This window comes from Nonomuraea sp. NPDC049480 (assembly GCF_044465905.1).
Lineage (GTDB): Bacteria > Actinomycetota > Actinomycetes > Streptosporangiales > Streptosporangiaceae > Nonomuraea.
Genome location: NZ_JBITMD010000019.1, coordinates 216,597 through 240,359, shown reverse-complemented (window position 1 = coordinate 240,359; position 23,763 = coordinate 216,597). Strand labels below are relative to the sequence as shown.

Below are 23,763 nucleotides of genomic sequence, written 5' to 3'. Positions count from 1 at the left end.
GACCACAGAACCAAGATTCTTCCCGGTCACGAAGCGTGAGCTGCTCCCGCCATCCGACATGCCAGAGAGCTTCAAGATCATTTCGGTTAAGACCAACTCGGCGCACTGGGATTCATGACCAACGTCTGCATTCTGTGGAATACGGTCTATACGGCCCGCGCCCTGGAAGAAATGCGAGCCGAGGGTAAGAAGATCTCCGCCGCCGACATCGCCCGACTCTCACCCCTGGGCTTTGAGCATCTCAACATGCTCGGCCGCTACAGCTTCTCCCTGCCCGACCTGGTCCGCGACGGACAACTGCGGCCGCTGCGCACGCCCCCGCCGGCCGAGTAACCCCACCCTCGCATTCAGCGCGCCGGATGCTCCCGAACCGGAAGGCCCTCGGCGAGCATCCGGCGTACCTGCTCATGCGAGATCCCAGCGCTCGTACCGATCTTGCGCAGGCCCCACCCCTCACCCCGCGCGTCCGCCATCGCCACCATCAGCGCCGCGCCGGTCACCTCCTCCAGCATCGCGCGCAGCTCCGCCAACCGGCGCAGCCGTACCGCAGGCGCCAGGTCGGCGATCTCCCGGCAAAAACGATCAACATCAGCACGCAGGAACGCCACACCCTCGGAATCCGCCATCGGGCAAGACTGGCCTGGTCAGACCTACCGTGTCAACGGATGTGACACCAAGCCCGGTTCGCCGTTCCACTCCTACTGGCAGGCCAAAAGGTCCGCCGCTACCCTGCCTACCGCGACGCCGAGCACACCCAGTCAGTGCTCACCATCACCTCCAACGTCGTCTACGGCAAGCACACCGGCAACACCCCGGACGGCCGCCGCGCCGGCGAGCCGTTCGCCCCCGGTGCCAACCCGATGAACGGCCGCGACCGCCACGGAATGATCGCATCCGCCCTGTCGGTCGCCAAACTCCCTTACGACCAGGCACTCGACGGCATTTCCCTGACGACCACAACCACCCCCGAAGGACTCGGCCGCACGTCGGCCGAACGCGTGGACAATCTGGTCGGCGTCCTGGACGCCTACTTCGACGCCGCGGGCTTCCACATGAACGTCAACGTGCTGACCCGCGCTGTGCTCCTGGACGCCATGGAACACCCCGACCGCTACCCGCAACTCACCATCCGCGTCTCCGGCTACGCGGTCAACTTCGTCCGCCTCACCCCCGAACAGCAGCGCGACGTCGTCAACCGCACCTTCCACGGATCGCTGTGAACACCACCACGCAGCCCGCCCGGTGCTTGCGGCACCCGCTGCAAGCACCGGGCACGGGCGTCATCAGCTCGTGGGACCTGTCCATCGGCGTGGACGGCCCCGGCACCCGCTTCGTCCTCTTCACCAGCGGCTGCTCCCTGCGCTGCCTGTACTGCCAGAACCCGGAGACTTGGCGGATGCGCGACGGGCGCCAGGTCACCACCGACGAGGTGATGGCCGAGATCGACAAGTATCGGCGCTTCATCAGCGTTGCGGGCGGCGGCGTGACGCTCAGTGGCGGTGAACCGCTCCTGCAGCCTCGCTTCACCGCCGACCTGCTACGCCACTGCCACGACAGCGGCCTCCACACCGCGCTGGACACCTCCGGTCTGCTCGGCGCCAACGCCACTGACGCCATGCTCACCGACACCGATCTGGTCCTGCTCGACATCAAGTCCTTCGACCCGGCCACCTACCGGCACGTCACCGGCGGCCCGCTTCAGCCCACACTGCGCTTCGCCCGCCGCCTCGCCGATCTCGGCCAGCCTGCCTGGATCCGGTTCGTCCTGGTTCCCGGCCTCACCGACGACCCACGCAACGTCGACGGGCTCGCCCGCTTCGTGTCCGGCCTGCACAACGTCGAGCGGGTGGACGTACTGCCCTTCCACCGCATGGCCGCCGCCAAGTACCGGCGACTCGGCATTCGCTTCCCACTCGCCGACGTCGCACCGCCGGACCACGCGCTGCTGAGCCGGGTCCACGCACAGTTCCGCGCGCACGGCGTGATCACCGCCTGAGCATGGCGGTGATGGCGGCTTCGCGCGGCAGCACGGCCAGGTGCTGCTACAGGCCTATCGGCTCTCCCGATCAGGAAACTGACCGCCGGTCATCCTCACGGAGATACCAGCCGACGGGTGGGTGATTCGCGCGGTATACCGGTCGGGCCCAACCGGAGACGGTCGTGGAAGTCCTCGACGGCGGCAAGGAGGCCGTTCATCGTGCGGGGAGCGTAGCGGGCACGCATCTGGCCGTGGTAGGCGTGTGCGGTTCGGACGGCCGCGATCGTGTCGGCCAGCGGCTCGCTCGCCAGCGGGCCGTCGGCCGAGACCGCCGCCATCCATGCCAGGTAGCCGCGAACCCGGCGAAAGTAGGCTGCTCTACTGGATGCGGCCAAAGAGGAGCCGGTCAGCGCGACCGCGTACGCGGTCAGTATCCCGTCGTAGGGTGCTGGAAGCGGGCGTGGCCTTCTGCCTTCGTGTCGCGAATCCATGATCAGTACCCGGCGAAGCCGAGCGCGGTGCTCGTAGTGAGCAGGGCGGCACCGGCGGCGCCCAGCAGCACCACTGCCGGCAGCGTGATGACGCTCATTTCCTTGCTCCCGTGGAAACGCCTGGGACGACGGCGCGTGGGGTCCGGCGCCGGTAAACGACGTAGGGTCGCCACAGGTAAGCGATGGGCGCCGACCAGACGTGGACGAGCCGGGTGAACGGCCAGATCGCGGCGAGCAGCCAGGCCGACATCGCGTGCAGCTGGAAGATCAGCGGCACATCCGTCATCAGGTCGGGGTCGGGGCGGAAGGTGAGGACGCCGCGGAACCAGACGGCGATGGTGGCGCGGTAGTCGTAGCCGCCGCCGAGCAGGTTCTTGCCGACGGTCGCGGTCATGCCGAGGAGGATTACCACGGTCAGGACGGCGAACAGAAGCTTGTCGGCGCGGGTGGTGGTGCGGCGTACGCGCGGGCTGGTGAAGCGGCGGGCCAGCAGCAGCCCCAGTCCGACCACCACCATCACCCCGGCGACGGTCCCGGCGCTTACTGACACCACGTGGTAGAGGTGCTCGTCGACGCCGATCGCCTCGGTCCAGCTCTTGGGCACCAGCAGGCCGAGCGCGTGGCCGCCGATGGCGGCGAAAGCGCCGAGGTGGAACAGCGGGGAGCCGAGGCGCAGCAGCCTGCTCTCCAGGACCTGGGTGGTGCGGGTGGTCCAGCCGAACTGGTCGACGCGCCAGCGCCAGACGTGACCGACGACGAAGATCGTCAGAGCGATGTAGGGGACGACGACCCAGAGAGCGACGTTCACGGTCTTACCTCCATTTCGTTCAGGGGCGGACCGTACGGGGCCAGGCCGACCTCCTCGGCGGGCGGTCCGGCCAGTGCGAGGTCGGCGACGGCGACGCGCTCGGCCGCCGACAGGTCGGGCAGCTCCGCGCACAGGGCGTCGAGGACTCGCGAGTAGGGCGAGCCGTTGTCGTGTAGCGCGGTACGGATCAGCTCCAGGCCCTTGCGGTGCTGGCGCAGCGGCGCCTCACCGGTGGCGGGTCCGGCCAGGGCGGCGAACTCGCAGACCACCGGCAGGAAGTCGGGCAGTTCACCCTCGGGTGGGGTGAGCCCGGCCACGCGGTAGCGCTGCTTGAGCGTGAGCAGGGCCATGCCGCGGCGGCGGGTGTCGCCGTGCAGGTAGTAGGTGAGGTAGAGACTGGACCTGCGGCGCAGGTCAAAGGTCTCGACGTAGGCGCGGGCCAGCGCCATCGGCCCGGTGTCGCGGAACCACTCGACGAACCGCGTCAACGACTCGCGCGCCGCCGACTCCGGCAGCTTGCTCACCGCCTCGCCCAGTTGGTCCCGGGCGGCGATCAGATCGGTGTCGGGGTACTGCAGGAGCAGCGACACCAGGCGCAGGAGCATCGCCCGCTCCTCGGGCTCGAGCTCGGGCCGCCCGCTCCCGACGGGCTTGGCCTGGTCGGCGCGCTGGGCAGGCGTGTGTTGGCGGGGCCAGGACAAAAGCTTCACGCCCTGCCTCCTTTACCGACGAAGAGCTTCAGGCCCAAGCGGCCGTCGCTGCGGCGGCCGGTCACGCCGGCCGGGTGGAACTCGCTCATGCCCGGTCCGCCGTCGCCGTCCAGGCTGCATCCGTCGGCCTGGGTGGACAGCGCGGCGGCGTCCTCGCGGTGGGCGGCGGGCACGACGTAGCGCTCGTCGTACTTGGCGATAGCCAGCAGCCGGTACATCTCCTCCATGTCGGCCGCCGTCATCCCTGCCGACTCCAGCAGGTCCTCGGCGACGGTGCCGTCGATGGTGCGGGCCCGCATGTAGGAGCGCATGGCCGACAGCTTCATCAGCACCCCGGCCACGACCTCGGTGTCCCCGGCCGAGAACAGGCTCGCCAGGTATTCGAGGGGAATGCGCAGGTCGGTGATGGCGTGGAAGACGTTGTCCGGGTCGTCGGCGTCGGCGCCCACGCCGGTGACGGCGTCCAGCACAGGCGACAGCGGCGGGATGTACCAGACCATGGGCAGCGTGCGGTACTCGGGATGCAGCGGCAGCGCCACCCGGTAGCGCATGGCCAGCCGGTAGATCGGCGAGCGCCGCGCCGCGGCGATCCAGTCCTCGCTGATGCCGCCCGCGCGGGCGGCCGCGGCCACCTCCGGGTCGTCGGGGTCGAGGAAGACCTTGCGCTGGGCCTCCAGCAGGTCGCGCGGGTCGGCGACGCGGGCGGCGTCCAGGACGGCGTCGGCGTCGTACAGGATGAGGCCGATGTAGCGCAGCCGGCCGACGCAGGTCTCGGCGCACACGGTCGGCTGTCCGGCTTCGATGCGGGGGAAGCAGAAGGTGCACTTCTCGGCCTTGCCGGTCTTGTGGTTGACGTACACCTTCTTGTACGGGCAGGAGGAGACGCACATGCGCCAGCCGCGGCAGCGGTCCTGGTCCACCAGGACGATGCCGTCCTCTTCGCGCTTGTACATCGCGCCGGACGGGCAGGCGGCGACGCAGGCCGGGTTGAGGCAGCGCTCGCAGATGCGCGGCAGGTGGAACATGAAGGTCTTGTCGAACTCCATCTTCACCTTCTCGGCCATGGCCGCGAGGTTGGGGTCGGCCGGGGCGTGCTCGGGGGCCGCGCCCAGATCGTCCTCCCAGTTCGCGCCCCACGTGATCGCCATGTCCTTCCCCGTGATGGCCGACTTGGGGCGGATGACCGGGACGTGCGGCCCGGCAGGTGCGTTGATCAGGGTGTCGTAGTCGTAGGTGGCCGGCTCGTAGTAGTCGTCCAGATCCGGCAGATCCAGATTGGCGAACAGGCTGAGCAGCCGCTTGACGCGGCCGCCGGCGCGGAGCTTGAGCCGGCCGCGCCCATCCAGCTGCCAGCCGCCGTGCCAGCGGTCCTGGTCCTCATAGCGTTTGGGGTAGCCGACGCCGGGCTTGGTCTCGACGTTGTTGAACCAGACGTACTCGACGCCGTCCCGGTTGGTCCAGGTCTGCTTGCACGTGACCGAGCAGGTGTGGCAGCCGATGCACTTGTCCAGATTCATGACCATCGCGACCTGTGCCATGACGCGCATCAGTAGGTCACCTCCTGGCCGCGGCGGCGGATCACCGTGACCTCGTCACGCTGGTTGCCGGTCGGGCCGTAGTAGTTGAAGGCGTAGGTGAACTGCGCGTACCCGCCGATGAGGTGGTTGGGTTTGAGCAGCAGCCGGGTGAGGGAGTTGTGCACGCCGCCGCGCCGCCCGGATTTCTCGGTGAGCGGCACGTTCACGTTGCGGTCTTTCGCGTGGTACATGTACACGGTCCCGGCCGGCATGCGGTGCGAGACGACCGCCCGGGCCACCACCACGCCGTTGCGGTTGTAGGCCTCGATCCAGTCGTTGTCGGCGACGCCGATCTTGGCGGCGTCCTCGACGCTCATCCAGATGTCGGGGCCGCCGCGCGACAGGGCCAGCATGTAGGCGTTGTCCTGGTATTCGGAGTGGATCGACCACTTCGAATGCGGGGTCAGGTAGCGCACGGTGACCTCGGCCGCTCCGTCGCCGTCGCCCTGCTCGCCGTAGTGGCGGCTCATGTTGAGCGGTGGCCGGTAGGCGGGCAGCTGCTCGCCCAGCTCGATGATCCAGTCGTGGTCGAGGAAGAACTGCTGGCGCCCGGTCAGGGTGTGCCAGGGCTTGTCCCGCTCGACGTTGATGACGAAGGCGGAGTAGCGGCGCCCGCCGGTCTCCGATCCGGACCATTCTGGCGAGGTGATCATCGGTTGCGGCCGCGCTTGCGTGTCGGCGAACGTGATGCGCTTGCCCTCGTGCTCGGCAGCCAGGTCGGCCAGCTTCGTGCCGGTGCGCCGCTCCAGGCTCTCGAACCCCTGGGTGGCCAGGCGGCCGTTGGTGGTGCCCGACAACGCGAGGATGGCCTCGCACATCCGGTCGGCCGTGTCCAGCGAGACGCGTCCTTCGCCGGTGGTGCCGTTCTTGCCGGCCAGATAGTCGAGCTCCGGGCCGACCCGGTAGGTCACGGCTTTGGTCGTCAGCCCCAACTCGGCGAAGAGCGGCCCGATGGAGCGCATGCGCTCGCCGACGGCGGCGTAGTCGCGCTCGATCGTGATGATCTTCGGCATGGTCTTGCCGGGGATCGGCTCACATTCGCCGTGTTTCCAGTCGCGTACCCGGCCGCCCGGCTGGGCCAGCTCGTCGGGGGTGTCGTGGGTGAGCGGGACGGCCAGCACGTCGGTGCGTTTGCCCAGGTGATCGGCGGCCAGCTCGGAGAAGCGGTCGGCGAGGCTGAGGAAGGCGTCGTAGTCGCTGCGGGTCTGCCAGGGCGGGGCGATGGCCGGGTTGAAGGCGTGCACGAACGGGTGCATGTCGGTGCTCGACAGGTCGTGCTTCTCATACCAAGTGGCGGCCGGGAGCACGACGTCGGAGAACAGCGCTGTAGAGGTCATGCGGAAGTCGATCGCGGTGAGCAGGTCGAGCTTGCCTTCGGCGGCCTCGTCGCGCCAGGTCACCTCGGCCGGGTGCAGCCCTTCCTGGTTACGGGTTTCGGCGTCGGTGCCGAGCAGGTGGCGCAGGAAGTACTCATTGCCCTTGCCGGAGGAGCCGAGCAGGTTGGCCCGCCACACGGTCAGCACGCGCGGGAAGTTGGCCGGGTCGCCCGGGTCCTCGGCAGCGAAGCGGAGATTTCCGGACTTCAGCTCGTTCACGACGTGCTCGGCCACCGGGACGCCCTTCGCGGCGGCCTCGTCGGCGAGGGTGAGCGGGTTGCGGTTGAACGTCGGGTGCGAGGGCAGCCAGCCGAGCCTTGCGGCCTGGGCGTTGCAGTCGGCGAACGACTTGCCGTCGAAGGCGCCGGAGCCGAGCGGGCCGGCGAGTTCACCCGCCCCGAACTGCTCGTAACGCCACTGGTCGGTGGCCAGGTACCAGAACGCGGTGCCGGCCATGTGCCTCGTGGGCCGCTGCCAGTCGAAGGCGAAGGCCAGGTGCTGGAAGCCGGTGATCGGGCGGACCTTCTCCTGGCCGACGTAGTGCGCCCAGCCGCCGCCGTTGACGCCCTGGCAGCCGGTCAGCAGCACCAGCGTCAGGAAAGAGCGGTAGATCTGGTCGGAGTGGAACCAGTGGTTGGTGCCCGCGCCCATCGCGATCATCGACTTGCCCTGGGTGCGCTCGGCGTTGCGGGCGAACTCGCGGGCGATCCTGGCGATCGTGGCGGCGGGCACCGAGGTGATCTCCTCGGCCCACGCGGGCGTGTACGGCTGGCTCGCGTCCAGGTACGACTCCGGCCACTCCCCCGGCAGGTCGCGGGCCACGCCGTACTGGGCCATGAGCAGGTCGAAGACTGTGGTGACGAGCTTGCCGGCCACCTCGGTGACCGGCACGCCGCGGCGCATGACGGAGCCGCCCTCGGTGGCGCCCTCGTCGAAACGCGGCAGGTCCACGGCGACCGCGCGCCCGGACCGGTCGAACAGGGTCAGCGCGGGGCCCGCGCCGTGCAGGTCGAGATTCCAGCGGCCCTCGCCCTCCTGGCCCCAGCGGAAGCCCAGCGAACCGTTCGGCACCTTCGCCTCACCCGTCTGCTCGTCCAGGAAGACGGTCTTGAACTCGGCGTTCTCGCTCTGCTCCCCCAGGTCGGCGGCGGTCAGGAAGCGGCGCGGCACGTACGCGTCGCCGCGCGGCTCCAGCGTCACCAGGAACGGCAGGTCAGTGTATTTCCGGACGTAGTCGGTGAAGTACGGGACCTGGCGGTCGCGAAAGAACTCGGTCAGCGTCACGTGGCCCATCGCCATGGCCAGCGCGCCGTCCGTACCCGGGTGCGGCGCCAGCCAGTCGTCGGCGAACTTGACGTTGTCGGCGTAGTCGGGACTGACCGCCACCACCTTGGTGCCCTGGTAGCGGGCCTCGGTCATGAAGTGGGCGTCCGGGGTGCGAGTGACCGGGATGTTGGACCCCCACATGATCAGGTAACGGGAGTTCCACCAATCGGCGGCCTCGGGCACATCCGTCTGGTCACCCCACACCTGCGGCGAGGCGATCGGCAGGTCGGCGTACCAGTCGTAAAACGACAGCAGCGTGCCGCCGATCATCGACAGGAACCGCGTCCCGGCCGCGAACGACGCCATCGACATCGCCGGGATCGGCGAGAAGCCCACCACGCGGTCCGGGCCGTACTGCTTGACCGTGTGCACGTGCGCGGCGGCCATCAACTCGACAACCTCGTCCCAGCTGGAGCGCACGAACCCGCCCTTGCCCCGCGCCCGCTTGTAGGCGCGAGCCCGCTCCGGGTCGCCGGTCAGCTCCGCCCACGCCAGCACCGGATCACCCAGCCTGGCCTTTGCCTCGCGCCACATCTCCAGCAGCACGCCCCGCACGTACGGGTAACGCACTCGCGACGGCGAATAGGTGTACCAGGAGAACGACGCGCCACGCGGACAGCCGCGCGGCTCGTACTCCGGCGACTCCGGCCCCACCGACGGGTAGTCGGTCGCCTGGTGCTCCCAGGTGATCAGCCCGTCCTTGACGAAGACCTGCCACGAGCACGAGCCCGTGCAGTTCACGCCGTGCGTCGAGCGAACCACCTTGTCGTGCGCCCACCGGTCCCGGTAGAAGCGATCCCAGCCGCTGGGGTCTATCTGGTGCAGGGTACGGCCGTCCGCCGATACCTCGGACTTGGTGAAGAACGCACGGGCGGCGAGCAACGGCCCCATGCCAGGGGTGGAGTCGATATCAGTCACAGGTCTTCCTCGCCACGGCGGCAACAGCGGACATGGCTCCAGATTCGCGCTCGCCGCCCATCCACGGCAGGGACCAAAGTCCCTTGCCGCTGGCCCGATGGACCATCATCCGACCCTCAGTCACAGGTCCGGGCCGAACACTTCATGGTGGATGTCGCGGGGGCACCATCCCGGCCCGCAGCAGCCGACCGCGCATGTCGCGCGTGAACGGCACCGGACCGCACAGGTGGACGACCGCGCTCCGGTCGGAACTTTCGACCCTGACCGCCGACCCAGGCCAGATAGCGTCGAGGCATGAGCCGTGCGCCACAAGGCACACGCCCCGCTGCAGGCTGATCGGCGGAGGAAATGGGACTTTCGTCCCTACGTCTTGGCCTCGTCGAGCGGTGACTCTAGAAGCATGAAACTCGATTCGTCTGGACTGCAGGTGCTCTCACCTGAGGAGTGCCTGCGCCTGCTGGCTTCCGCGCCAATCGGGCGGATCGTCTTCACTGATCGCGCCCTGCCGGCGGTGCAACCCGTCAACTTCTACCTGGACGGCGAGACCATCGTCATCCGTACCACCATTGGCTCCAAACTAGCCGCTGCCACCCGGCGCGCGGTGGTGGCGTTCGAGGTCGACGAGTTGGATCCGGAGATGCGTACGGGCTGGTCGGTGACCGTTGTCGGACACGCGCGTGCCGTGGAGGCTCCCCAAGAGATCGCGCGGCTGGCCACGTTGCCGTTGGAACCGTGGGCGCCAGGGAGCAGGGATCACTACATCCTGGTGGAGGCCGAGCAGGTGTCCGGCCGCCGGATCACACGGGCACGCTCCAACGGAACAGCGTCCCCCCTTCGTCCGCAGACGTGACGTCGAAGGAGCCGCCCAAACCTGCGGCCCATTCCTCCGGCCCGCGCAGGCCGCTGCGCCTGTCGGCGAGCGGCACGCCGACTCCGTTGTACTGAACGGCCAGGACGAACCGGTCGCCCGCCACTTCCACCGAGACGTCCGCCTGGTGGCCTTGGCGTGCCGGACCACGTTGGACAGTGCCTCGCGGAGTGGCATGAAACCAAGGTGGCCGCGTGAGGACTCCACCATGTTCACGATCTGCCCGCGCAGGCTGGGGCCGGTCGCCTCGCGGGCTCCTTGCAGGGCGAAGATCGTCGAGCGGATCTGACGGATGGTTTCATCCAGCTCGTCGATGGCGTTCTGCAGCCGGTTCGAGGCCTCTGGGCTGTTCCACCAACCGGACCGTGCTCATCAGCATCATCGCGGTGGCGAAGAGCCGCTGGATGACCACGCCGTGCAGGTCCTTGGCGATGCGGTCGCGGTCTTCCAGGCGACTGAGGCGCTCGGCGTCTCGGCGTGCCTCGGCCAGTTCCAGCGCGATCGTCGCCTGGCACGCGAACGCCTGGAGCATGTGCAGGTCGGCCGAGCTGAACGTGTCCGTTTGGCCAGCGAGAGCACACCACGCGCGGGTGCCACGCCCAGCGGAACCATCAGGCCGGGACCGTAGCCCATCCGGCGAAGCGGTGTGTCGGGATGGGAGGCGTCCTGGAGGTCCCGCTCGATCACCGGCTCGCCCCGGGCGAATGTCGTGCTTGGCAGGCTGTCCGACAGCGCGACGCTCGTGCCCAACAGGTCTTCCGCGCCCACTCGCTCAGCGATCTCGACGATCAGCGAGTCGCCTGTTTGCTTCGGCAGCAGTCTGAACCACGTCTGCGTCGCTCATCTGCCGAGCGCGGGCGGCCACCATGGTGAGGACCTCCCGCGAATCGGCGCTGGACGATCATGGAACGTCACGGCAACGCTCGGCGTTCATTGTGATCGTCGTGGCTGATCGCATATGCCACCGCGGTGTGGAGATCGAGTTCGGCTCCGCGGCGGAAGGCGGCGGCGAACGCCTGTTGTCCGAGCCCTTGACGGGCGCCGCGCTCGCAGTCCTGGTGGGAGTGGGTGTGGTAGGGCAGCAGGGTGGGGGCGAAGCCGATCTCTTGCCACAGTGCCTCGGCGGCGCCCAGCAGACGGGCGGCGCGCTCGTGGGCATGGCGGGCTTCGGCGGTCCACGCCAGCGCCTCCAGCGCCTTGGCCAGCCCCCAGTGGTCGTTGACGGCCATCCAAGGCGCGGTGGCCTCCTGGATCAGTCTCTCGGCCTGGCGGGAGTCGCCGTGTTTCCAGGCCGCGACGCCGATGAGGAACAGCGCGTACGCGCGGAACAACGGCGCGCCGTGCACATCGCACAACGCCAGCAGCTCACGGCCGAGCGCCGCGGCGGCGTCGGGATCGCCGGCGGCGCAGAACGTCGCGGCCAGATAGAGGTTGAGGCCGACGGCGTCAACGTCGCCGGCCTCCCGTTGGCGTGCGCGCGTCGCCTCCATCAGGGCCAGGCCATGCCCGGTGTTGCCGGCCGTCAGCTCGGCGATGCCGGCCGTCATGGCGGCGTATGTCCGGCCCGTCTCATCTGCCAGCTCCTCGGCCAGGGCGTGGCATTGGCCAAGCCGGGCCGTGGCCGCAGCGGGATCTCGCTGGTAGATCGCCAGCAGGGCGTCAACCCACAGTGCGGTGATACGCGTCCGGGTCCGCGCCGGCGCGAGGTCGAGGCCATGATCCAGCCGATGTCTGCCCTCGGTCAAAGCCCCGGCCAGCAGCCAGAAGGCTCCAAGCCGGGCGGCCATGTCCAGGCCGCCTTCGGCCGAGGCCGGACTGCTGTAGCAGAACTCCAGAGCGGTCCGCACGTTGGGCAACTCGGCCTGCAGGATGCGGAAGGACTCGAGCTGGTCGGGGCCGAGCCGGTCGATCGACTGCCGTTCGGCCAGGGACCGGTAGTGAGCGCAGTACCGCTTGCGCAGCAGCACCTCATCGGGGGAGGTCAGGCGTTGACGCCCGTAGGCGCGCAGGGTGTCCAGCAACCGGTAGCGCATGCCTGTCGCCGACGGCCGGGCCGACAGGATGGAGTGGTCCACCAAGGCGGCGATCACGTCGACGATATCCTCGGCGGCGATGCCGGCACCGGAGCACACTTCCTCGGCTGTTTCCAGATCGGCGCCACCCGGAAAGAGTGAAAGGCGCCCCCATAGCCGCCGTTCGGCGGGTGAGCACAGCCGGTAGCTCCAGTCGATGATGGCACGCAGGCTGTCGTGGAATGCGGCGGATGGTGATGAGTTATGGCCGGCCAGGGCGGTGCCGTCGTCCTCCAGCTCCCGCTCGAGCTGCTCCAGGGGGCAAGCACGCAGGCGCGCCGCGGCCAGTTCGATGGCCAGCGGGATGCCGTCCAGCCGCCGGCAGATGCGGGCGAGCACCGGAATCGTGGCGGCATCGATCTTCAAGCCGGCCTCGGCGGCTGCAGCCCGCTCGATCAGCAGCCGCACCGCATCACTGCGGGCGATCTCGCGTACCGGCGCGTGCGGGTCGGCGTACGGCAGCGGTCCGATCGCCAGCACCTGCTCGCCGAGCACGCCCAAGCGGTGCCGGCTGGTCGTCATGACGCGCACGAGGGGCACGGTGCCCAGCAGCCACTGCGTCAACTCCGCGCACGCCTGCACCAGATGTTCGCAGCCGTCCAGCACGAGCAGCATCCGCTTGCCGGCCAGGTGCTCTGCCAGCTGCCGTCGTACCGGCCGGTCGAGGTCCCGCACTCCCAGCGCGGCGGCCACCGCCGGGGCGAGCAGATCGTCACGCGTGAGCGGGTGCACTTCCACGACCGCCACTCCGTCGCGAAAGCGCGACCGCAACGCGTGGGCGGCATGCAACGCCAGCCGGGTCTTGCCGACCCCTCCCGGACCGGTCAGCGTCAGCAGTCGCGTTCTCGGCAGCAATCGCCGCACATCGGACATCTCACGATGACGCCCGACGAAACTCGCGCTTCCGGCCGGTCTTCCCACCCGGCCAGTTTGACCAGGCATCTCCCTGCCAGCCTACAACGCGCCTTCCACCTGGGCATTCACCACGACATCAGTCCGGTGACAGGGTGGCGGCACGGTCACCTCACATCGGGCGATGCATAGATCGCCACGACCCGAACGAGAGCCAGACGGATCAGCCAGATAGCTGACCCGAGGAGCCTTTGATCTGCTATTCCTGGCTCTCCTGGCCTGAGAGCATGGGCGTCTGGGAACGCCGTGTGAGCGAGGTCCAAACGCCCGCGCCGTTCACGAGCCGGCTCCCCCTCCAGCAGCCAGCTTGTTACCTCATGCATATCAGCCTTAAATTTCGGACAAGTAGCAAATCAGCTACGTAGTGTGACAGCGTTGTCTGGGCCACCTCTCGACGATCCATCGGCGCGGCATCCTACTTGCCTAACGTGGCTGAACGACCTTAAAGCGGCTGACCAGCTAGAACACTTGACAACCCATGGTAACCATGCTTCCGTCATGCTGATCAGTCTCGCACCAGGACTGCACCGGAACAGCGCGACACCCATCCCCGGGGTGCATCCTCTTAGTCGACGAGATCGGACAGAGGACGGCGGACCGCGCCTTTGGCATCGAAGGTGATTCCGAGCCGCATGATCATCTGCGGGTACTCGCCGGAGCAGAGCTCTTGGCGCAGGAACTCGCGCAGATGGGGCATTTCCAGCGCCTGGGTGTGGAAGGCAGCGCTCACCCCGTGGGCGCACGCGTGCAGCAGGGCTTGTTGCAGGGCCTGTCCGGCGGCGATCCATTCCTCGCGGGTGTCGCCGGTGGTGGTGAGCAGGGCCACGACACCGGCGGAGGTCGAAGCGTCCTGGTCCGCCGTCGTGCCCCAGTCGTGCCGCCAGGCGTAGTCGCGTTGCGCGAACGGCGGATCGGTCTCAGCAGGTTCGACGGGGTAGGCGTCGGCGGGCACGCCGTCCTTGCGGGCACTGCCCGGCGGGCGCGCCCAGCGGATGACCTCGAGGCTGAGCACTCGGTCCTGAGCCTGCACGTACTGGGCCGCCTCGGTGAGCGCGGCGACGATCCGCACGGCTTCCGGTGCGCGCACCGGCGTCAGTCGGGCTCCCTCGGCGGCCGCCTGCTGGACCAACGCCTCCACCAGCCGATCCGGGACTGGCAGATTCGTGAACCCCGCCCGATGAGTACGCCGCCGCTCTATTTCGGCGTTCAACAGCTGGGTGTGCTCGTCAGGCACCGCCTTGTCGCCCAGCCGTATGGTGGCCAGCAAGGCGGGTCGATCCGGGTCTGGCAGCACCCGCACGACGGGCTCATATCCCTGACAGCGCATCGCCGTGCGGAGGTTGAACAGCGCGGCTCCGCAACTGATCAGCAGCTGCCTGCCGGCTGGGTCGCTGAAGCGCAGCTTCCTGTCCACGTCGGCGCGCACGCTGATCTCGTCACCGGAGACGGCAAACGACCAGGGCTGGCTGTTGTGCACGGATGGCGCCAAGGCGGCGGCCTCCAGGGCGGCGTGAATGACGAGCGCGTGCTCCTCGGCTGTACGGGTGTTCATGGCATCCACCTCCACGGATGAATCCAGCACACCACTGTCCATCATCGCAGGTCAGGGCCGAAGGTCCCACGTTCGGGGGACCAACGGATCCCATCAGCCGACTCCGGTGAGGCGGCGGCGGAACACCCAGTAGGTCCACGCCTGGTAGGCCAGCACCACGGGGGTGAAGATGGCGGCGACCCAGGTCATCACTGTCAGGGTGTACGGAGTGGAGGCGGCGTTGATCACGGTGAGGCTGTTGGCCGGGTCGAGGGCCGGCAGTACGTTCGGCCACAGGCCGGTGAACAGCGCGGCGACGACCGCGATAATGGCCACCGCACTGGCGGCGAACGCCCACCCGTCCCGGCCCCGCAGGGTCGCGACCAGGGCGCCGGCCAGGCCCGCCGCGGCCAGCACCACCGCCGCCCACCAGACGGGCTTGCCGCCGTCAGCAGCGATCAGGAACGCCATCACCACGAATATGGTCAGCGGCGCCAGCGTGCGAGCGATCCGGATGGCGCCTTGGCGGAGCTCGCCTGTGGTCCGCAGGGCCAGGAAGATCGCACCGTGCAGGGTGAACAGCAGCAGCGTGGCCGCGCCGCCGAGGAGCGCGAACGGGTTGAGCAGGGTGAGCAGGGTGCCGGTGAACTCGTGCTCGGCATCCAGCGGGACACCGCGCACCATGTTGGCGAAGGCGACTCCCCACAGGACGGCGGGGCCCAGGGATCCCCAAAAGAAGGCCCGGTCCCAGCCCTTGGTGCTGTCGCTCTTGTTGCGGTATTCCAGCGCCACCCCACGCACGATCAACGCCAGCAGGATCAGGAACAACGGCAGGTAGAAGCCGCTGAACAGGGTGGCGTACCACTCGGGGAACGCCGCGAAGGTCGCCCCGCCCGCCACCAGCAGCCACACCTCATTGCCGTCCCACACCGGACCGATCGTCTTGACGATGACGCGCCGCTCACCCTCGTCACCGCCGAGAAACGGCAGCAGGATGCCCACACCGAAATCAAAGCCCTCCAGCACGAAGTAGCCGGTCCACAACACGGCGATCAGCACGAACCAGACAGTGGTCAGTTCCATGACGGCGATGTCCTTTTAGTAGCTCAGGGCAGGGACGGGAGCTTCCGGCTCGGCCTGCTCATGCGGCCCGATCCGGATGAACTTGAGCAGCAGCCGGATCTCGATGACCGCCAGCACGGCGTAGACGAGGGTGAAGCCGACCAGCGTGATCGCCACCGAGGCAACGTCCACTCCGGGCGAGACCGCGGCGGCGGTACGCATCAGGCCGAAGACGGTCCACGGCTGGCGGCCTATCTCGGTGAAGATCCACCCCATGGTGTTGGCCAGGAACGGCAGCCCGATCCCGGCGATGGCCAGCCGATAGGCCCAGCGACCCGCCGGGAACCTGCCGCGTCGCATCAGCCAGAGCCCGGCCAACGCCAGCAGCGCCGACAGCGCCCCGAACCCGATCATCAACCGGAATGACCAGTACGCCAGGCCGACGACCGGCCGGTAGTCACCCGGGCCGTAGAGCTCCTGGTAACGGGCCTGAATGTCGTTGATGCCCTCGACCTTCCCGTCCAGGGTATTGGTGGACAACAGGCTCAGCCCGTACGGGATCTGCAGGTTGACGTGGTTGCGGCCGTTCTCGACGTCGCCCACCGCGAACAGCGAGAACCCCGCCGAAGTCTCGTCCTCCCACAGCGCCTCGGCGGCGGCCATCTTCATCGGCTGCTGCTCGGTCATGATCTGCGCCTGCCAGTGCCCGGAGAACGACACCCCGATCGCCGAAACGAGGCTGACGACCAGGGCCAGCCTGGCCGAGGTGCGGAAGACGGCCACATCCCGCTTCCGCAGCAGGAACCAGGCGCTGACGCCGAGCACGAACGCCGCCGCCGTCAGGAACGCCCCGAAGATCACATGAGGAAAGGTGGCGAGGGTGGTGGAGTTGCTGAGCACGGCCCAGATGTCGGTCAGCTCCGCCCGGCCATTGTTGATGCGGTAGCCAACTGGATGCTGCATCCACGAGTTCGCCGCCAGGATGAAATAGGCGGAGATGTTGGTCCCGATGGCCGCGAGCCAGATCGTCGCCAGATGCAGCCGCGGCGGCAGCTTGTCCCAACCGAAGACCCACAGCCCGAGGAACGTGGACTCCAGGAAGAACGCCATCAGCCCTTCCATCGCCAGCGGTGCCCCGAACACATCACCGACGAAGCGCGAGTAGTCACTCCAGTTCATCCCGAACTGGAACTCCTGCACGATCCCGGTCACCACGCCCATCGCGAAGTTGATCAGGAACAGCCGACCCCAGAACCGAGTCAGCCGCAGATACTCCGGCTTCTTCGTCCGGTACCAGGCCGTCTGCAGCCCGGCCACGATGATCGACAGCCCGATCGTGAGCGGCACGAACAGAAAGTGGTAGACGGTCGTGATGCCGAACTGCCAGCGTGAAAGGTCCAAGACATCCATAACCGCCAGCGTCGAGCACGGCGAAGCGGCCTCGTAGAGCCGAGCGACCCTGCGATGAAGGGACCTTTGGCACCTGCCCCGGAGCCGTCCGGCCCTGCCGCCCCGCCTGCCGGGTGCGGAAGCGTCGGCGGTGGGAGGTGCGTCATGTCTACTGCACTCGCCACCGAGCTCGGCGTCCGGAGGCTGCTCGTCGCGGCCGGCCAGGCACCCTCAGTGCACAACACCCAGCCGTGGCGCTTCCACGTGGTCCGGCGCGAGTTCATCGAGCTCCTGGCCGATCCTGACCGGCGGCTCCGCGTCTGCGACCCGCGCGGCCGGTCCCAGACCGTCAGTTGTGGTGCGGCCTTGTTCAACCTGCGCGTGGCCGTCCGGGCCGCCGGGCAGCGGCCGCAGGTCTGGCTGCTGCCCAACCCCGACGCGGAGCCCGACCTGCTGGCGGCCCTCCGCATGACACAGGGGGCACCCGCCTCCGCCGAGCAACGCGAACTCTATGACCTCATCCCGATACGGCGCACCAACCGCCAGCCCTTCACCGACAAACCCATACCTTCGTCGGCACTGGCCGAGATGCGCATCGCGGCCTCCCGAGAGGGGGCCGGCCTGGTCTTCCTCGACCGGCACAGCGTGACCGAGACGCTGGAGTATGCCGCGATGGCCGAGGACGAGCTGGCTCACGACCACGACTACCGGGCTGAGGCGGCCGCGTGGACGATGCCGGGCGCACGATTCGACGGCGTGCCGGATTACGTGCTGGGGCCGCGCCCCGCCCGGGAGCCCGGTCCGGTACGGGACTTTGGGCGGAATCAGGTGACGGCGCGCTTCGAGGAACGCCCTCGACTGGCGGTGCTCACCACACCGGGCGACCGGCCCCTCGACTGGCTGCGCGCCGGGCAAGCCCTGCAGCGAGTTCTGCTGATCGCGACCAGACACGGCTTGTCGGCGTCGTTCCTGAACCAGCCGCTGGACCTGCGCGACATGCGCCACCGCCAGGACCCGCACCACCGGCGCGGCCATGCGCAAATGATCATTCGGCTCGGCTATGGCCCGTATGTGGCCCGCAGCCCACGCCGCCCCGCCACCGAGCTGCAGACGCCGCAAGCCTGACGGCTACGCCCGAGCCGCGGGGATGGCTTCGCAGCGGGAGGGCAGGCGCGAGTCCACGACCCTGTTGCCCCGCCATCTGATGAAGGCCCAAAGTCCCTTCCGTTCGACCCTGCCCGGGAAATCGCCCCTGCGTGAGAGTGGCACCAGGGAGGTGGCGACATGTTCCAGAGAGAATCCGGCCCCCGGATCGCGGTCATCGAGCGCGCCACACCGGCCGATCTGACCGTGCGGGCCATCAGCGCTCGGGGGCAGGTGCCGCAGCACATGGGCGCCGTACTCCTCTTGGACGGGTGCGGCTTCGACGTGGATGCCGCCGAGCGCCTGCTGGTCGAGCGGGCACGGAGTATCCCCCGGCTGCGCCAGCGGCTGAGACCCGTCCCGCCCGGATGCGGCCGTCCGGTATGGCTGGACGACCCGGGCTTCGATGGCCGCCGCCACGTGCGGCACATGACCTGTCCCCCACCCGGCGACGAGCAGGCACTACTGGATCTAGCCGCCGCCGTCGTGACCCGGCCCCTGCCGCCGTCCAGGCCCTTGTGGTCGGCCGTCTTCGTCACCGACCTGGCCGGAGGCGACGCGGCCTTGATCCTGGCCGTCGACCACGTGCTGACCGACGGCCTGGGGGGCCTCGCCGTACTTTCGGAGCTGCTCGACGACTGCCCGACATCAGCAGCCGATATCCTCGCACGGCCCGCGTCCACCCTCGCCGACCTGGCCGTCGACGCCTTCCGCGAGCGGCTGCGCTCGGTGTCCCGACTGCCGCAGTTTCTGCGCGACGCCGGCGTCGCGGCGCGTGACGGCAACGCGGCCCGCCTGGTCTCCGCGCGGCGCTGCTCCCTCACCCGGCGGACCGGGCCCAAGCGCAGGGTGAACGTGCTCCGTGCTGACCTGGCAGGGCTGAAAGCGGCCGCCCACCTGCATGGCGGCACCCTCAACGACGCCGTCCTGACCGCCGTCACTGGCGCCCTGCGCGAATTGCTGAAGGCACGTGGCGAAACAGTCGACGAGCTCGCCGTGATGATGCCCGTCGCCCTCCGGCGCACCACCGACACCGGACACTTGGGCAACCAGATCAACCCCATGATCGTCACCCTCCCGGCCGACGGTGATTCTGGGCAGCGGCTGACCAGGATCACCGTCGCCGTCAGAAAGGCCAAGAAGGCGGCGACGCATCCATCGCTGATCGCACTGCTGGGCCCGGTCTTCCTCCTGGCAACGAGGCTCGGGCTGCACCGCTGGTGGATGGCGCATCAGCGGTTCATGCACACCCTGGTGACCAACGTCCGCGGACCCGAGCAGGCCATGTCGCTCGGCGGATCTCTGATCGGCGAGATCATCCCGATGCCCGTCTCGGAGAACGGCAACATGCCCGTCACCTTCGCGGTCCTGTCCTACGCCGGATCGGTCTCGATCAGCGTCATCGCCGATCCCGACGCCCTCCCCGACCTGCCGGACCTCACCGCCGCCCTTCGGAGGCAGCTGGCCGCGCTCCATGAGCAGGGCCCCTTGGCCCCAAGGTAGGAATCGTCCAGTGCTTGCCGCATCCGTTTGTCGGAGAGCCTCGGTGGCGAGATTCACGCCGATAGAAGCTGCGCTGCCACGCCACAATGGGAGATCAGGCATGGCTGAGGGATTCGACGTGCTGCTACGCGATGCCGGCATCGCCCACGTGCAGCCGCTGTGCCCCAGCGACCGCGACACCCTGCCCCGGTCTCGCGAGTCCAGAGGTTAAAGTCCGACTGGTCCGGCGGCCCAGTCTTGGCGTAGTCGCGCGCCACGTTCAGGAACGCTGGACCGGGGCCACGATCATCGCCAGATTCACCGGGTCAGGCACCGCTCGGGCATCTGACCAGAGGCTAGCCCAGCCGGCTCGGCGCCGTTCTTGGTGCGCCCGTCTGCCTGACGACGTTGCCCTGCCGGGCCCGTCATCAGGCAGAGATCGATTCATACACCACGTCCGTGGACGTGACCCTGGGGTGCCGCCAGCTGTGAGACCCTCAGGTTCAGGACCGATCCCAGATTATGGGGATGTCGAACCGGTCGTACCGTTCCCAGACGAGGTTCTCGCGGACGCCAACGACACCGCCGAGCCCCTTGGCCATGCGCACGGCTGCCGCCGCCTCGGCGCGGGTGGAGGTATATCCGGACAGGGTCACGATGCCGTTCTGCACCTGGACGGCGATCCCCGTCCGGTCGTTCCACCGGGCCTGCTCCGGGATGGCCTGCTCGACCCAGCGCTTCAGCTCGGCGTCGTCGCGCACGTACGCCTTGAGCAGGTCGCGCCTGCTGACGATGCCGATCAGCCGCCCGTCGCCGTCTGCGACGACCAGGCGCTTGACGCCGTACTCGTCCATGAGCTGGGCGGCCGTCACGGTGGACACCTCCGGCCCGACCGTCACCGCCGGCGCGGACATCACCTCGCCCACAGTGGCGCCCGCGGCCTTCTCCGCTGCTTTCTTGCCGCGTCCGGTCAGCCATCGGCGCAACCGGGCCTGCATCCGTGGCCGGTAGCCCTCCCCGTAGTACTGCTCGCGGAACTCCTCCTTGCGCAGCAGATCGGCCTCGGACACCACGCCGGTGACCCGCCCGCCGGCGTCCAGCACGGGCACGGCGCTGACCCCGCGCCGCACGAGCAGTTCGGCGACGTCCTTGAACGGCGTGCTCGCCTCGACCGAGGCGACATGTGTGGTCATGACGTCCCTCACGATGATCCGCACCATGGGATCCTCCTTCGTCTCTCCCTGCCATGACACCGCCTCACCCGACTCGGCCCGTAGGGACGGAAGTCCCGCTGGCCGCGGCTTTGGTCAGGGCACTTCCGAGCTGAGCGGATCCCACGAGATGGGTGACGGAGGGCCAGTCCATTCGGGACCTTCGGCCCTGATTGGAGCGCCGCCCCGTTAGCGAAAGTGGGGTAAGACCTAAGGAGAGAAGGCCATGCGCGCTGCCGTCGTCACCGGTTTCGACAAGCCTGTCGAGCTTCAGGAAGTGCCCATCCCCGAACCGGACGCTCATCAGGTCCTCGTCCGCATCGAGGCCAGTGGCCTGTGCCACACCGACATCCATGCAGCCCACGGCGACTGGCCAGTCAAGCCGGGTCTGCCGTTCATCCCGGGCCACGAGGGCGTCGGCATCATCGAGAAGATCGGCTCCGACGTGACCGGCCGGGCGGTCGGCGAGCGCGTAGCCATCCCCTGGCTCGGTTACGCCTGCGGCACCTGCGCGTACTGCGTCAGCGGCCGCGAGACCCTGTGCGAGTCCCAGCAGAACACCGGCTATGCGCTAAACGGCGGCCACGCCGAGTACGCCGTCGCCCACGCCGCCTACGTCGTCCCCGTCCCCGAGGGCATCTCCCCCGCCGAGGCGGCACCGCTGACCTGTGCGGGCGTGACCACCTACAAGGCCGTCAAGGTCTCTGGCCTGCGCCCGTCCGAGCGCGCAGCGATCTTCGGCATCGGCGGTCTCGGCCATCTGGCCCAGCAGTACGCGCAGATCTTCGGCGGGGAGACTATCGCGGTCGATGTCACCGAGGAGAAGCTGCGGCTGGCCAGGGAACTGGGCGCCGCGCACACGATCAACGCCGCAACCGCCGATCCGGTCGCCGAGATCAAGGCGCTCGGCGGGGCGGATGTGGCGATCGTGCTGGCCGCCAGCCCGCGCGTCCTGGAGCAGGCCCACGCCTCACTGCGCCGCGGTGGTCGCCTGGTGCTGGTCTCCCTGCCCAAGGACAACGCCATGAGCCTGCCGGTCTTCCAGACCGTGCTCGGCGGCATCACCGTGATCGGCTCCATCGTCGGCACCCGCACCGACCTGGCCGAGGTGTTCCAGTTGCACGCGCAGGGACGTACCAAGGTCATCTACGAAACCCGCAAGCTCGAGGAGATCAACCGATCCTTCCACGACGTCCTCGGCGGCACCGTCCCCGCCCGCCTCGTCTTCGAGATGTGACCACGTTCAACTACCGCGGATGCCGGGAGGCCCTGTACCGGCTGCACCAGCACATCGATCATGAAGAGCACGGCCTGGTTCCTGCCGCCGTCATCATGCTGCCGCTCGCCGCCTGGGACCGCATCACGCCTGACCAATTCCTGGCAGCGGCCTGGTAGCCCATCTCGAAGGCCGTTCGGCCCGAATGTGGGGGTCCAAAGTCCCGCCGAGGAGGTGACCTGCGGCCGTGATGGCGGATCGGTCCCAGGCTCTACCGTTTGGCCATGTCCGCTGAGTGCCCCAGCTCTGCCGCCCATCCGGCGCGCGACCGGTGGCGCCCATGACGGGCCTGCATCCGAGCGGGCGGCGAGTCGTCCTTGTGGAGCCCATCCCCCGGCTCGCCGCCCGCCGGGCTCCGCGACGGCCGCCCCACAGGCCGAGGCCGCGGGCTTCGGCATACCCATGACCGGCTTCCACGTCCGGCGCCTCTTCGATGAGCGCTGTCCCGCGGCCTGATCCGCGTACCCGCCAAGCAGGCCTGGCATCCGAAGACACGGACGGACATCACCTTCGTGCTCGAAGAGCTCCACGCAGCCATGCGTCGCGACCCAGCACTACACGGCCACCACAAGCTGAAGGCGGTCCTCTACCCGAGCGTATGGGCGGTGCGGATCCACCGTCTCGTCCACCGGCTCCATCGGCGCCGCGTGCCCTTCGATTCCCCAGCTGATCTCGCAGTTCGCTCGCGCTCTAAACGAGATCGAGATTTATCCAGGCGCTCGCGTCTGCCGACGACTCTTCATCGACCACGGGGCCGGCGTCGTCATCGGCGGGACCGCTGTCATCGGCGACGACGTCACCCTCTACTGTCGGTCACGCTGGGAGCCGCGGCTTCCGGTTCGACGTCAAGGGAGCACTCCGCCACCAGGCGCTCGGCGACCGGGTCACCGTCCACGTCGATGACCACGTCTCGATCGGCGTCCACGCCCTCGTACTGGCCGACGGGCACTCGGGCGCCCGCGTCCTGCCCCTGTCACTCCAACCGGAATCAGGAGACAATCCACGGGGAACTTACCCTGAGGCCAGGAGGAAGTACTGATCGCCCTTCCTCTGCGCGGTCCGCGGATATGTGCTCACTGTGGAGTCAGGTCGCAGGTAGGGCGGTGGCCAGCAGGACGACGCCGAGCGATCCAGTCAGAGCGGTCACCGCCATCGCGCGAGCGAGCCTGTGGCGGGCCACGCTGCTGGCCCACCCGTGCAGACCGGCAGCGGCCATGACGGCGCAGAACATCAGCAGCTTTGCGGCAAGGATCCGCCGTAACCGGGATCGGCGAGCGACGCCAAGGTGACGCCCTTGCGCCAGGCGAGGGCCACGCCGCTGCCAAGCTGGGCGGGCAGGAACACCGCCGCGGTGATGATCCCGAAGCGGCGGCCGACCGCGCCCAGCACTTCGGCTCGTCGCTGCTCGTCCAAGAGACGCCGGGCCAAGGGCAGCACCACCAGGGACACTGTGAGCTGCCCGCCAACCCACAGCGCCGCGGACAGCACATGCAGGAACCTGACCACCGACCACCACGTCATCGCGCGCTCACCTGGAAGAGACCATGCGCGCCGCGCTCGGCCTGGCGCATCGTGTGATCCACCACCGGGTACGTGCCCGGCTCGCGCGGGCTTGCGGACGCGCGCCGGGATA

The 23,763-nt window shown here is 68.7% G+C and carries 23 protein-coding genes; 8 read left to right on the top strand and 15 right to left on the bottom strand.

All coding sequences use genetic code 11. The features are described 5' to 3' along the window. Nucleotides 1-105: 105 nt before the first annotated feature. Nucleotides 106-333 carry a Tn3 family transposase gene (locus ACIBX3_RS41815; protein ID WP_397126139.1) on the top strand — a complete coding sequence of 76 codons (228 nt, stop codon included), beginning with the start codon at nt 106-108 and terminating at the stop codon, nt 331-333. A 14-nt stretch (nt 334-347) separates the two neighbouring features. On the opposite strand, the gene ACIBX3_RS41810 is transcribed toward ACIBX3_RS41815, so the two are convergent. Further along, the gene (locus tag ACIBX3_RS41810) at nt 348-626 is read right to left on the bottom strand and encodes a hypothetical protein (RefSeq protein ID WP_397126132.1); all 279 of its coding nucleotides are present in this window, start codon (nt 624-626) and stop codon (nt 348-350) included. Nucleotides 627-761: 135 nt separating this feature from the next. On the opposite strand from ACIBX3_RS41810, the gene ACIBX3_RS41805 reads away from it, so the two are divergent. Both ACIBX3_RS41805 and pflA read left to right on the top strand, forming a co-directional pair. Continuing rightward, a complete protein-coding gene (locus ACIBX3_RS41805; RefSeq protein ID WP_397126131.1) occupies nt 762-1,220 on the top strand; it encodes a glycine radical domain-containing protein in 459 nt (152 codons plus the stop codon). Then, nucleotides 1,217-1,996 carry a pyruvate formate-lyase-activating protein gene (pflA, locus tag ACIBX3_RS41800; protein WP_397126130.1) on the top strand — a complete coding sequence of 260 codons (780 nt, stop codon included), beginning with the start codon at nt 1,217-1,219 and terminating at the stop codon, nt 1,994-1,996. The genes ACIBX3_RS41805 and pflA overlap by 4 nt, the downstream gene beginning before the upstream one ends. Before the next feature lie 95 nt (nt 1,997-2,091). On the opposite strand, the gene ACIBX3_RS41795 is transcribed toward pflA, so the two are convergent. From ACIBX3_RS41795 to ACIBX3_RS41775, 5 genes are all read right to left on the bottom strand, one after another. Beyond that, nucleotides 2,092-2,316, bottom strand: a complete 225-nt coding sequence (locus ACIBX3_RS41795) for a hypothetical protein (protein WP_397126129.1) — start codon at nt 2,314-2,316, stop codon at nt 2,092-2,094. A 247-nt stretch (nt 2,317-2,563) separates the two neighbouring features. Further along, nucleotides 2,564-3,277, bottom strand: a complete 714-nt coding sequence (gene narI, locus ACIBX3_RS41790; RefSeq protein WP_397126128.1) for a respiratory nitrate reductase subunit gamma — start codon at nt 3,275-3,277, stop codon at nt 2,564-2,566. Beyond that, nucleotides 3,274-3,987, bottom strand: a complete 714-nt coding sequence (gene narJ / locus ACIBX3_RS41785; protein WP_397126126.1) for a nitrate reductase molybdenum cofactor assembly chaperone — start codon at nt 3,985-3,987, stop codon at nt 3,274-3,276. Before narJ ends, narI begins: the two co-directional genes overlap by 4 nt. Beyond that, entirely contained in the window at nt 3,984-5,534 is a 1,551-nt protein-coding gene (gene narH / locus ACIBX3_RS41780; RefSeq protein WP_397126125.1) for a nitrate reductase subunit beta, read from the bottom strand. The genes narJ and narH overlap by 4 nt, the downstream gene beginning before the upstream one ends. Further along, on the bottom strand, nt 5,534-9,157 hold the full coding sequence (locus ACIBX3_RS41775; RefSeq protein ID WP_397126138.1) for a nitrate reductase subunit alpha: 3,624 nt from the start codon (nt 9,155-9,157) through the stop codon (nt 5,534-5,536). The genes narH and ACIBX3_RS41775 overlap by 1 nt, the downstream gene beginning before the upstream one ends. Before the next feature lie 427 nt (nt 9,158-9,584). Between ACIBX3_RS41775 and ACIBX3_RS41770 the strand changes: the two genes are divergently transcribed. Then, entirely contained in the window at nt 9,585-10,034 is a 450-nt protein-coding gene (locus ACIBX3_RS41770; protein WP_397126124.1) for a pyridoxamine 5'-phosphate oxidase family protein, read from the top strand. A gap of 316 nt (nt 10,035-10,350) precedes the next feature. Here ACIBX3_RS41770 and ACIBX3_RS41765 read toward each other — a convergent pair whose 3' ends face one another. The 5 genes from ACIBX3_RS41765 to ACIBX3_RS41745 all read right to left on the bottom strand — a co-directional run bounded on the left by ACIBX3_RS41765 (nt 10,351) and on the right by ACIBX3_RS41745 (nt 17,039). Then, nucleotides 10,351-10,584: a histidine kinase gene (locus ACIBX3_RS41765; protein ID WP_397126123.1), complete on the bottom strand. Its 234-nt coding sequence runs from the start codon at nt 10,582-10,584 to the stop codon at nt 10,351-10,353. Nucleotides 10,585-10,963: 379 nt separating this feature from the next. After that, complete coding sequence (locus ACIBX3_RS41760) at nt 10,964-12,997, bottom strand: ATP-binding protein (protein WP_397126122.1); 2,034 nt, start codon at nt 12,995-12,997, stop codon at nt 10,964-10,966. Between the two features lie 604 nt (nt 12,998-13,601). Next, on the bottom strand, nt 13,602-14,588 hold the full coding sequence (locus ACIBX3_RS41755; RefSeq protein WP_397126121.1) for an Acg family FMN-binding oxidoreductase: 987 nt from the start codon (nt 14,586-14,588) through the stop codon (nt 13,602-13,604). A gap of 93 nt (nt 14,589-14,681) precedes the next feature. Continuing rightward, entirely contained in the window at nt 14,682-15,650 is a 969-nt protein-coding gene (gene cydB, locus ACIBX3_RS41750; RefSeq protein WP_397126120.1) for a cytochrome d ubiquinol oxidase subunit II, read from the bottom strand. Nucleotides 15,651-15,665: 15 nt separating this feature from the next. Further along, nucleotides 15,666-17,039, bottom strand: a complete 1,374-nt coding sequence (locus tag ACIBX3_RS41745; RefSeq protein ID WP_397126119.1) for a cytochrome ubiquinol oxidase subunit I — start codon at nt 17,037-17,039, stop codon at nt 15,666-15,668. A 144-nt stretch (nt 17,040-17,183) separates the two neighbouring features. Between ACIBX3_RS41745 and ACIBX3_RS41740 the strand changes: the two genes are divergently transcribed. Both ACIBX3_RS41740 and ACIBX3_RS41735 read left to right on the top strand, forming a co-directional pair. Next, on the top strand, nt 17,184-18,143 hold the full coding sequence (locus ACIBX3_RS41740; RefSeq protein ID WP_397126118.1) for an Acg family FMN-binding oxidoreductase: 960 nt from the start codon (nt 17,184-17,186) through the stop codon (nt 18,141-18,143). 159 nt (nt 18,144-18,302) lie between these two features. After that, on the top strand, nt 18,303-19,664 hold the full coding sequence (locus tag ACIBX3_RS41735) for a wax ester/triacylglycerol synthase domain-containing protein (protein WP_397126116.1): 1,362 nt from the start codon (nt 18,303-18,305) through the stop codon (nt 19,662-19,664). 482 nt (nt 19,665-20,146) lie between these two features. Here ACIBX3_RS41735 and ACIBX3_RS41730 read toward each other — a convergent pair whose 3' ends face one another. Next, on the bottom strand, nt 20,147-20,863 hold the full coding sequence (locus ACIBX3_RS41730) for a CBS domain-containing protein (RefSeq protein ID WP_397126115.1): 717 nt from the start codon (nt 20,861-20,863) through the stop codon (nt 20,147-20,149). A 217-nt stretch (nt 20,864-21,080) separates the two neighbouring features. On the opposite strand from ACIBX3_RS41730, the gene ACIBX3_RS41725 reads away from it, so the two are divergent. Together ACIBX3_RS41725 and ACIBX3_RS41720 are read left to right on the top strand one after the other, a co-directional pair. After that, complete coding sequence (locus ACIBX3_RS41725; protein ID WP_397126113.1) at nt 21,081-22,091, top strand: zinc-dependent alcohol dehydrogenase; 1,011 nt, start codon at nt 21,081-21,083, stop codon at nt 22,089-22,091. Continuing rightward, a complete protein-coding gene (locus ACIBX3_RS41720; RefSeq protein ID WP_397126111.1) occupies nt 22,088-22,249 on the top strand; it encodes a hypothetical protein in 162 nt (53 codons plus the stop codon). Before ACIBX3_RS41725 ends, ACIBX3_RS41720 begins: the two co-directional genes overlap by 4 nt. 677 nt (nt 22,250-22,926) lie before the next feature. Here the strand turns inward: ACIBX3_RS41720 and ACIBX3_RS41715 are convergent. From ACIBX3_RS41715 to ACIBX3_RS41705, 3 genes are all read right to left on the bottom strand, one after another. After that, a complete protein-coding gene (locus ACIBX3_RS41715) occupies nt 22,927-23,079 on the bottom strand; it encodes a hypothetical protein (RefSeq protein ID WP_397126110.1) in 153 nt (50 codons plus the stop codon). Between the two features lie 135 nt (nt 23,080-23,214). Further along, on the bottom strand, nt 23,215-23,346 hold the full coding sequence (locus ACIBX3_RS41710; RefSeq protein WP_397126109.1) for a hypothetical protein: 132 nt from the start codon (nt 23,344-23,346) through the stop codon (nt 23,215-23,217). 14 nt (nt 23,347-23,360) lie between these two features. Next, on the bottom strand, nt 23,361-23,651 hold the full coding sequence (locus tag ACIBX3_RS41705; RefSeq protein ID WP_397126108.1) for a hypothetical protein: 291 nt from the start codon (nt 23,649-23,651) through the stop codon (nt 23,361-23,363). Nucleotides 23,652-23,763: the final 112 nt, after the last annotated feature.

Coding starts and splice junctions, on each gene's coding strand:
- ACIBX3_RS41765 (WP_397126123.1), bottom strand. CDS start 10,584: ATGCTCCAGGCGTTCGCGTGCCAGGCGACGATCGCGCTGGAACTGGCC.
- ACIBX3_RS41760 (WP_397126122.1), bottom strand. CDS start 12,997: ATGTCCGATGTGCGGCGATTGCTGCCGAGAACGCGACTGCTGACGCTG.
- ACIBX3_RS41745 (WP_397126119.1), bottom strand. CDS start 17,039: ATGGATGTCTTGGACCTTTCACGCTGGCAGTTCGGCATCACGACCGTC.
- ACIBX3_RS41725 (WP_397126113.1), top strand. CDS start 21,081: ATGCGCGCTGCCGTCGTCACCGGTTTCGACAAGCCTGTCGAGCTTCAG.
- ACIBX3_RS41775 (WP_397126138.1), bottom strand. CDS start 9,157: ATGGGGCCGTTGCTCGCCGCCCGTGCGTTCTTCACCAAGTCCGAGGTA.
- ACIBX3_RS41705 (WP_397126108.1), bottom strand. CDS start 23,651: ATGACGTGGTGGTCGGTGGTCAGGTTCCTGCATGTGCTGTCCGCGGCG.
- ACIBX3_RS41740 (WP_397126118.1), top strand. CDS start 17,184: ATGTCTACTGCACTCGCCACCGAGCTCGGCGTCCGGAGGCTGCTCGTC.
- ACIBX3_RS41730 (WP_397126115.1), bottom strand. CDS start 20,863: ATGGTGCGGATCATCGTGAGGGACGTCATGACCACACATGTCGCCTCG.
- narH (WP_397126125.1), bottom strand. CDS start 5,534: ATGCGCGTCATGGCACAGGTCGCGATGGTCATGAATCTGGACAAGTGC.
- ACIBX3_RS41735 (WP_397126116.1), top strand. CDS start 18,303: ATGTTCCAGAGAGAATCCGGCCCCCGGATCGCGGTCATCGAGCGCGCC.
- ACIBX3_RS41810 (WP_397126132.1), bottom strand. CDS start 626: ATGGCGGATTCCGAGGGTGTGGCGTTCCTGCGTGCTGATGTTGATCGT.
- cydB (WP_397126120.1), bottom strand. CDS start 15,650: ATGGAACTGACCACTGTCTGGTTCGTGCTGATCGCCGTGTTGTGGACC.
- ACIBX3_RS41770 (WP_397126124.1), top strand. CDS start 9,585: ATGAAACTCGATTCGTCTGGACTGCAGGTGCTCTCACCTGAGGAGTGC.
- ACIBX3_RS41710 (WP_397126109.1), bottom strand. CDS start 23,346: ATGGCCGCTGCCGGTCTGCACGGGTGGGCCAGCAGCGTGGCCCGCCAC.
- ACIBX3_RS41795 (WP_397126129.1), bottom strand. CDS start 2,316: ATGGCGGCGGTCTCGGCCGACGGCCCGCTGGCGAGCGAGCCGCTGGCC.
- ACIBX3_RS41755 (WP_397126121.1), bottom strand. CDS start 14,588: ATGAACACCCGTACAGCCGAGGAGCACGCGCTCGTCATTCACGCCGCC.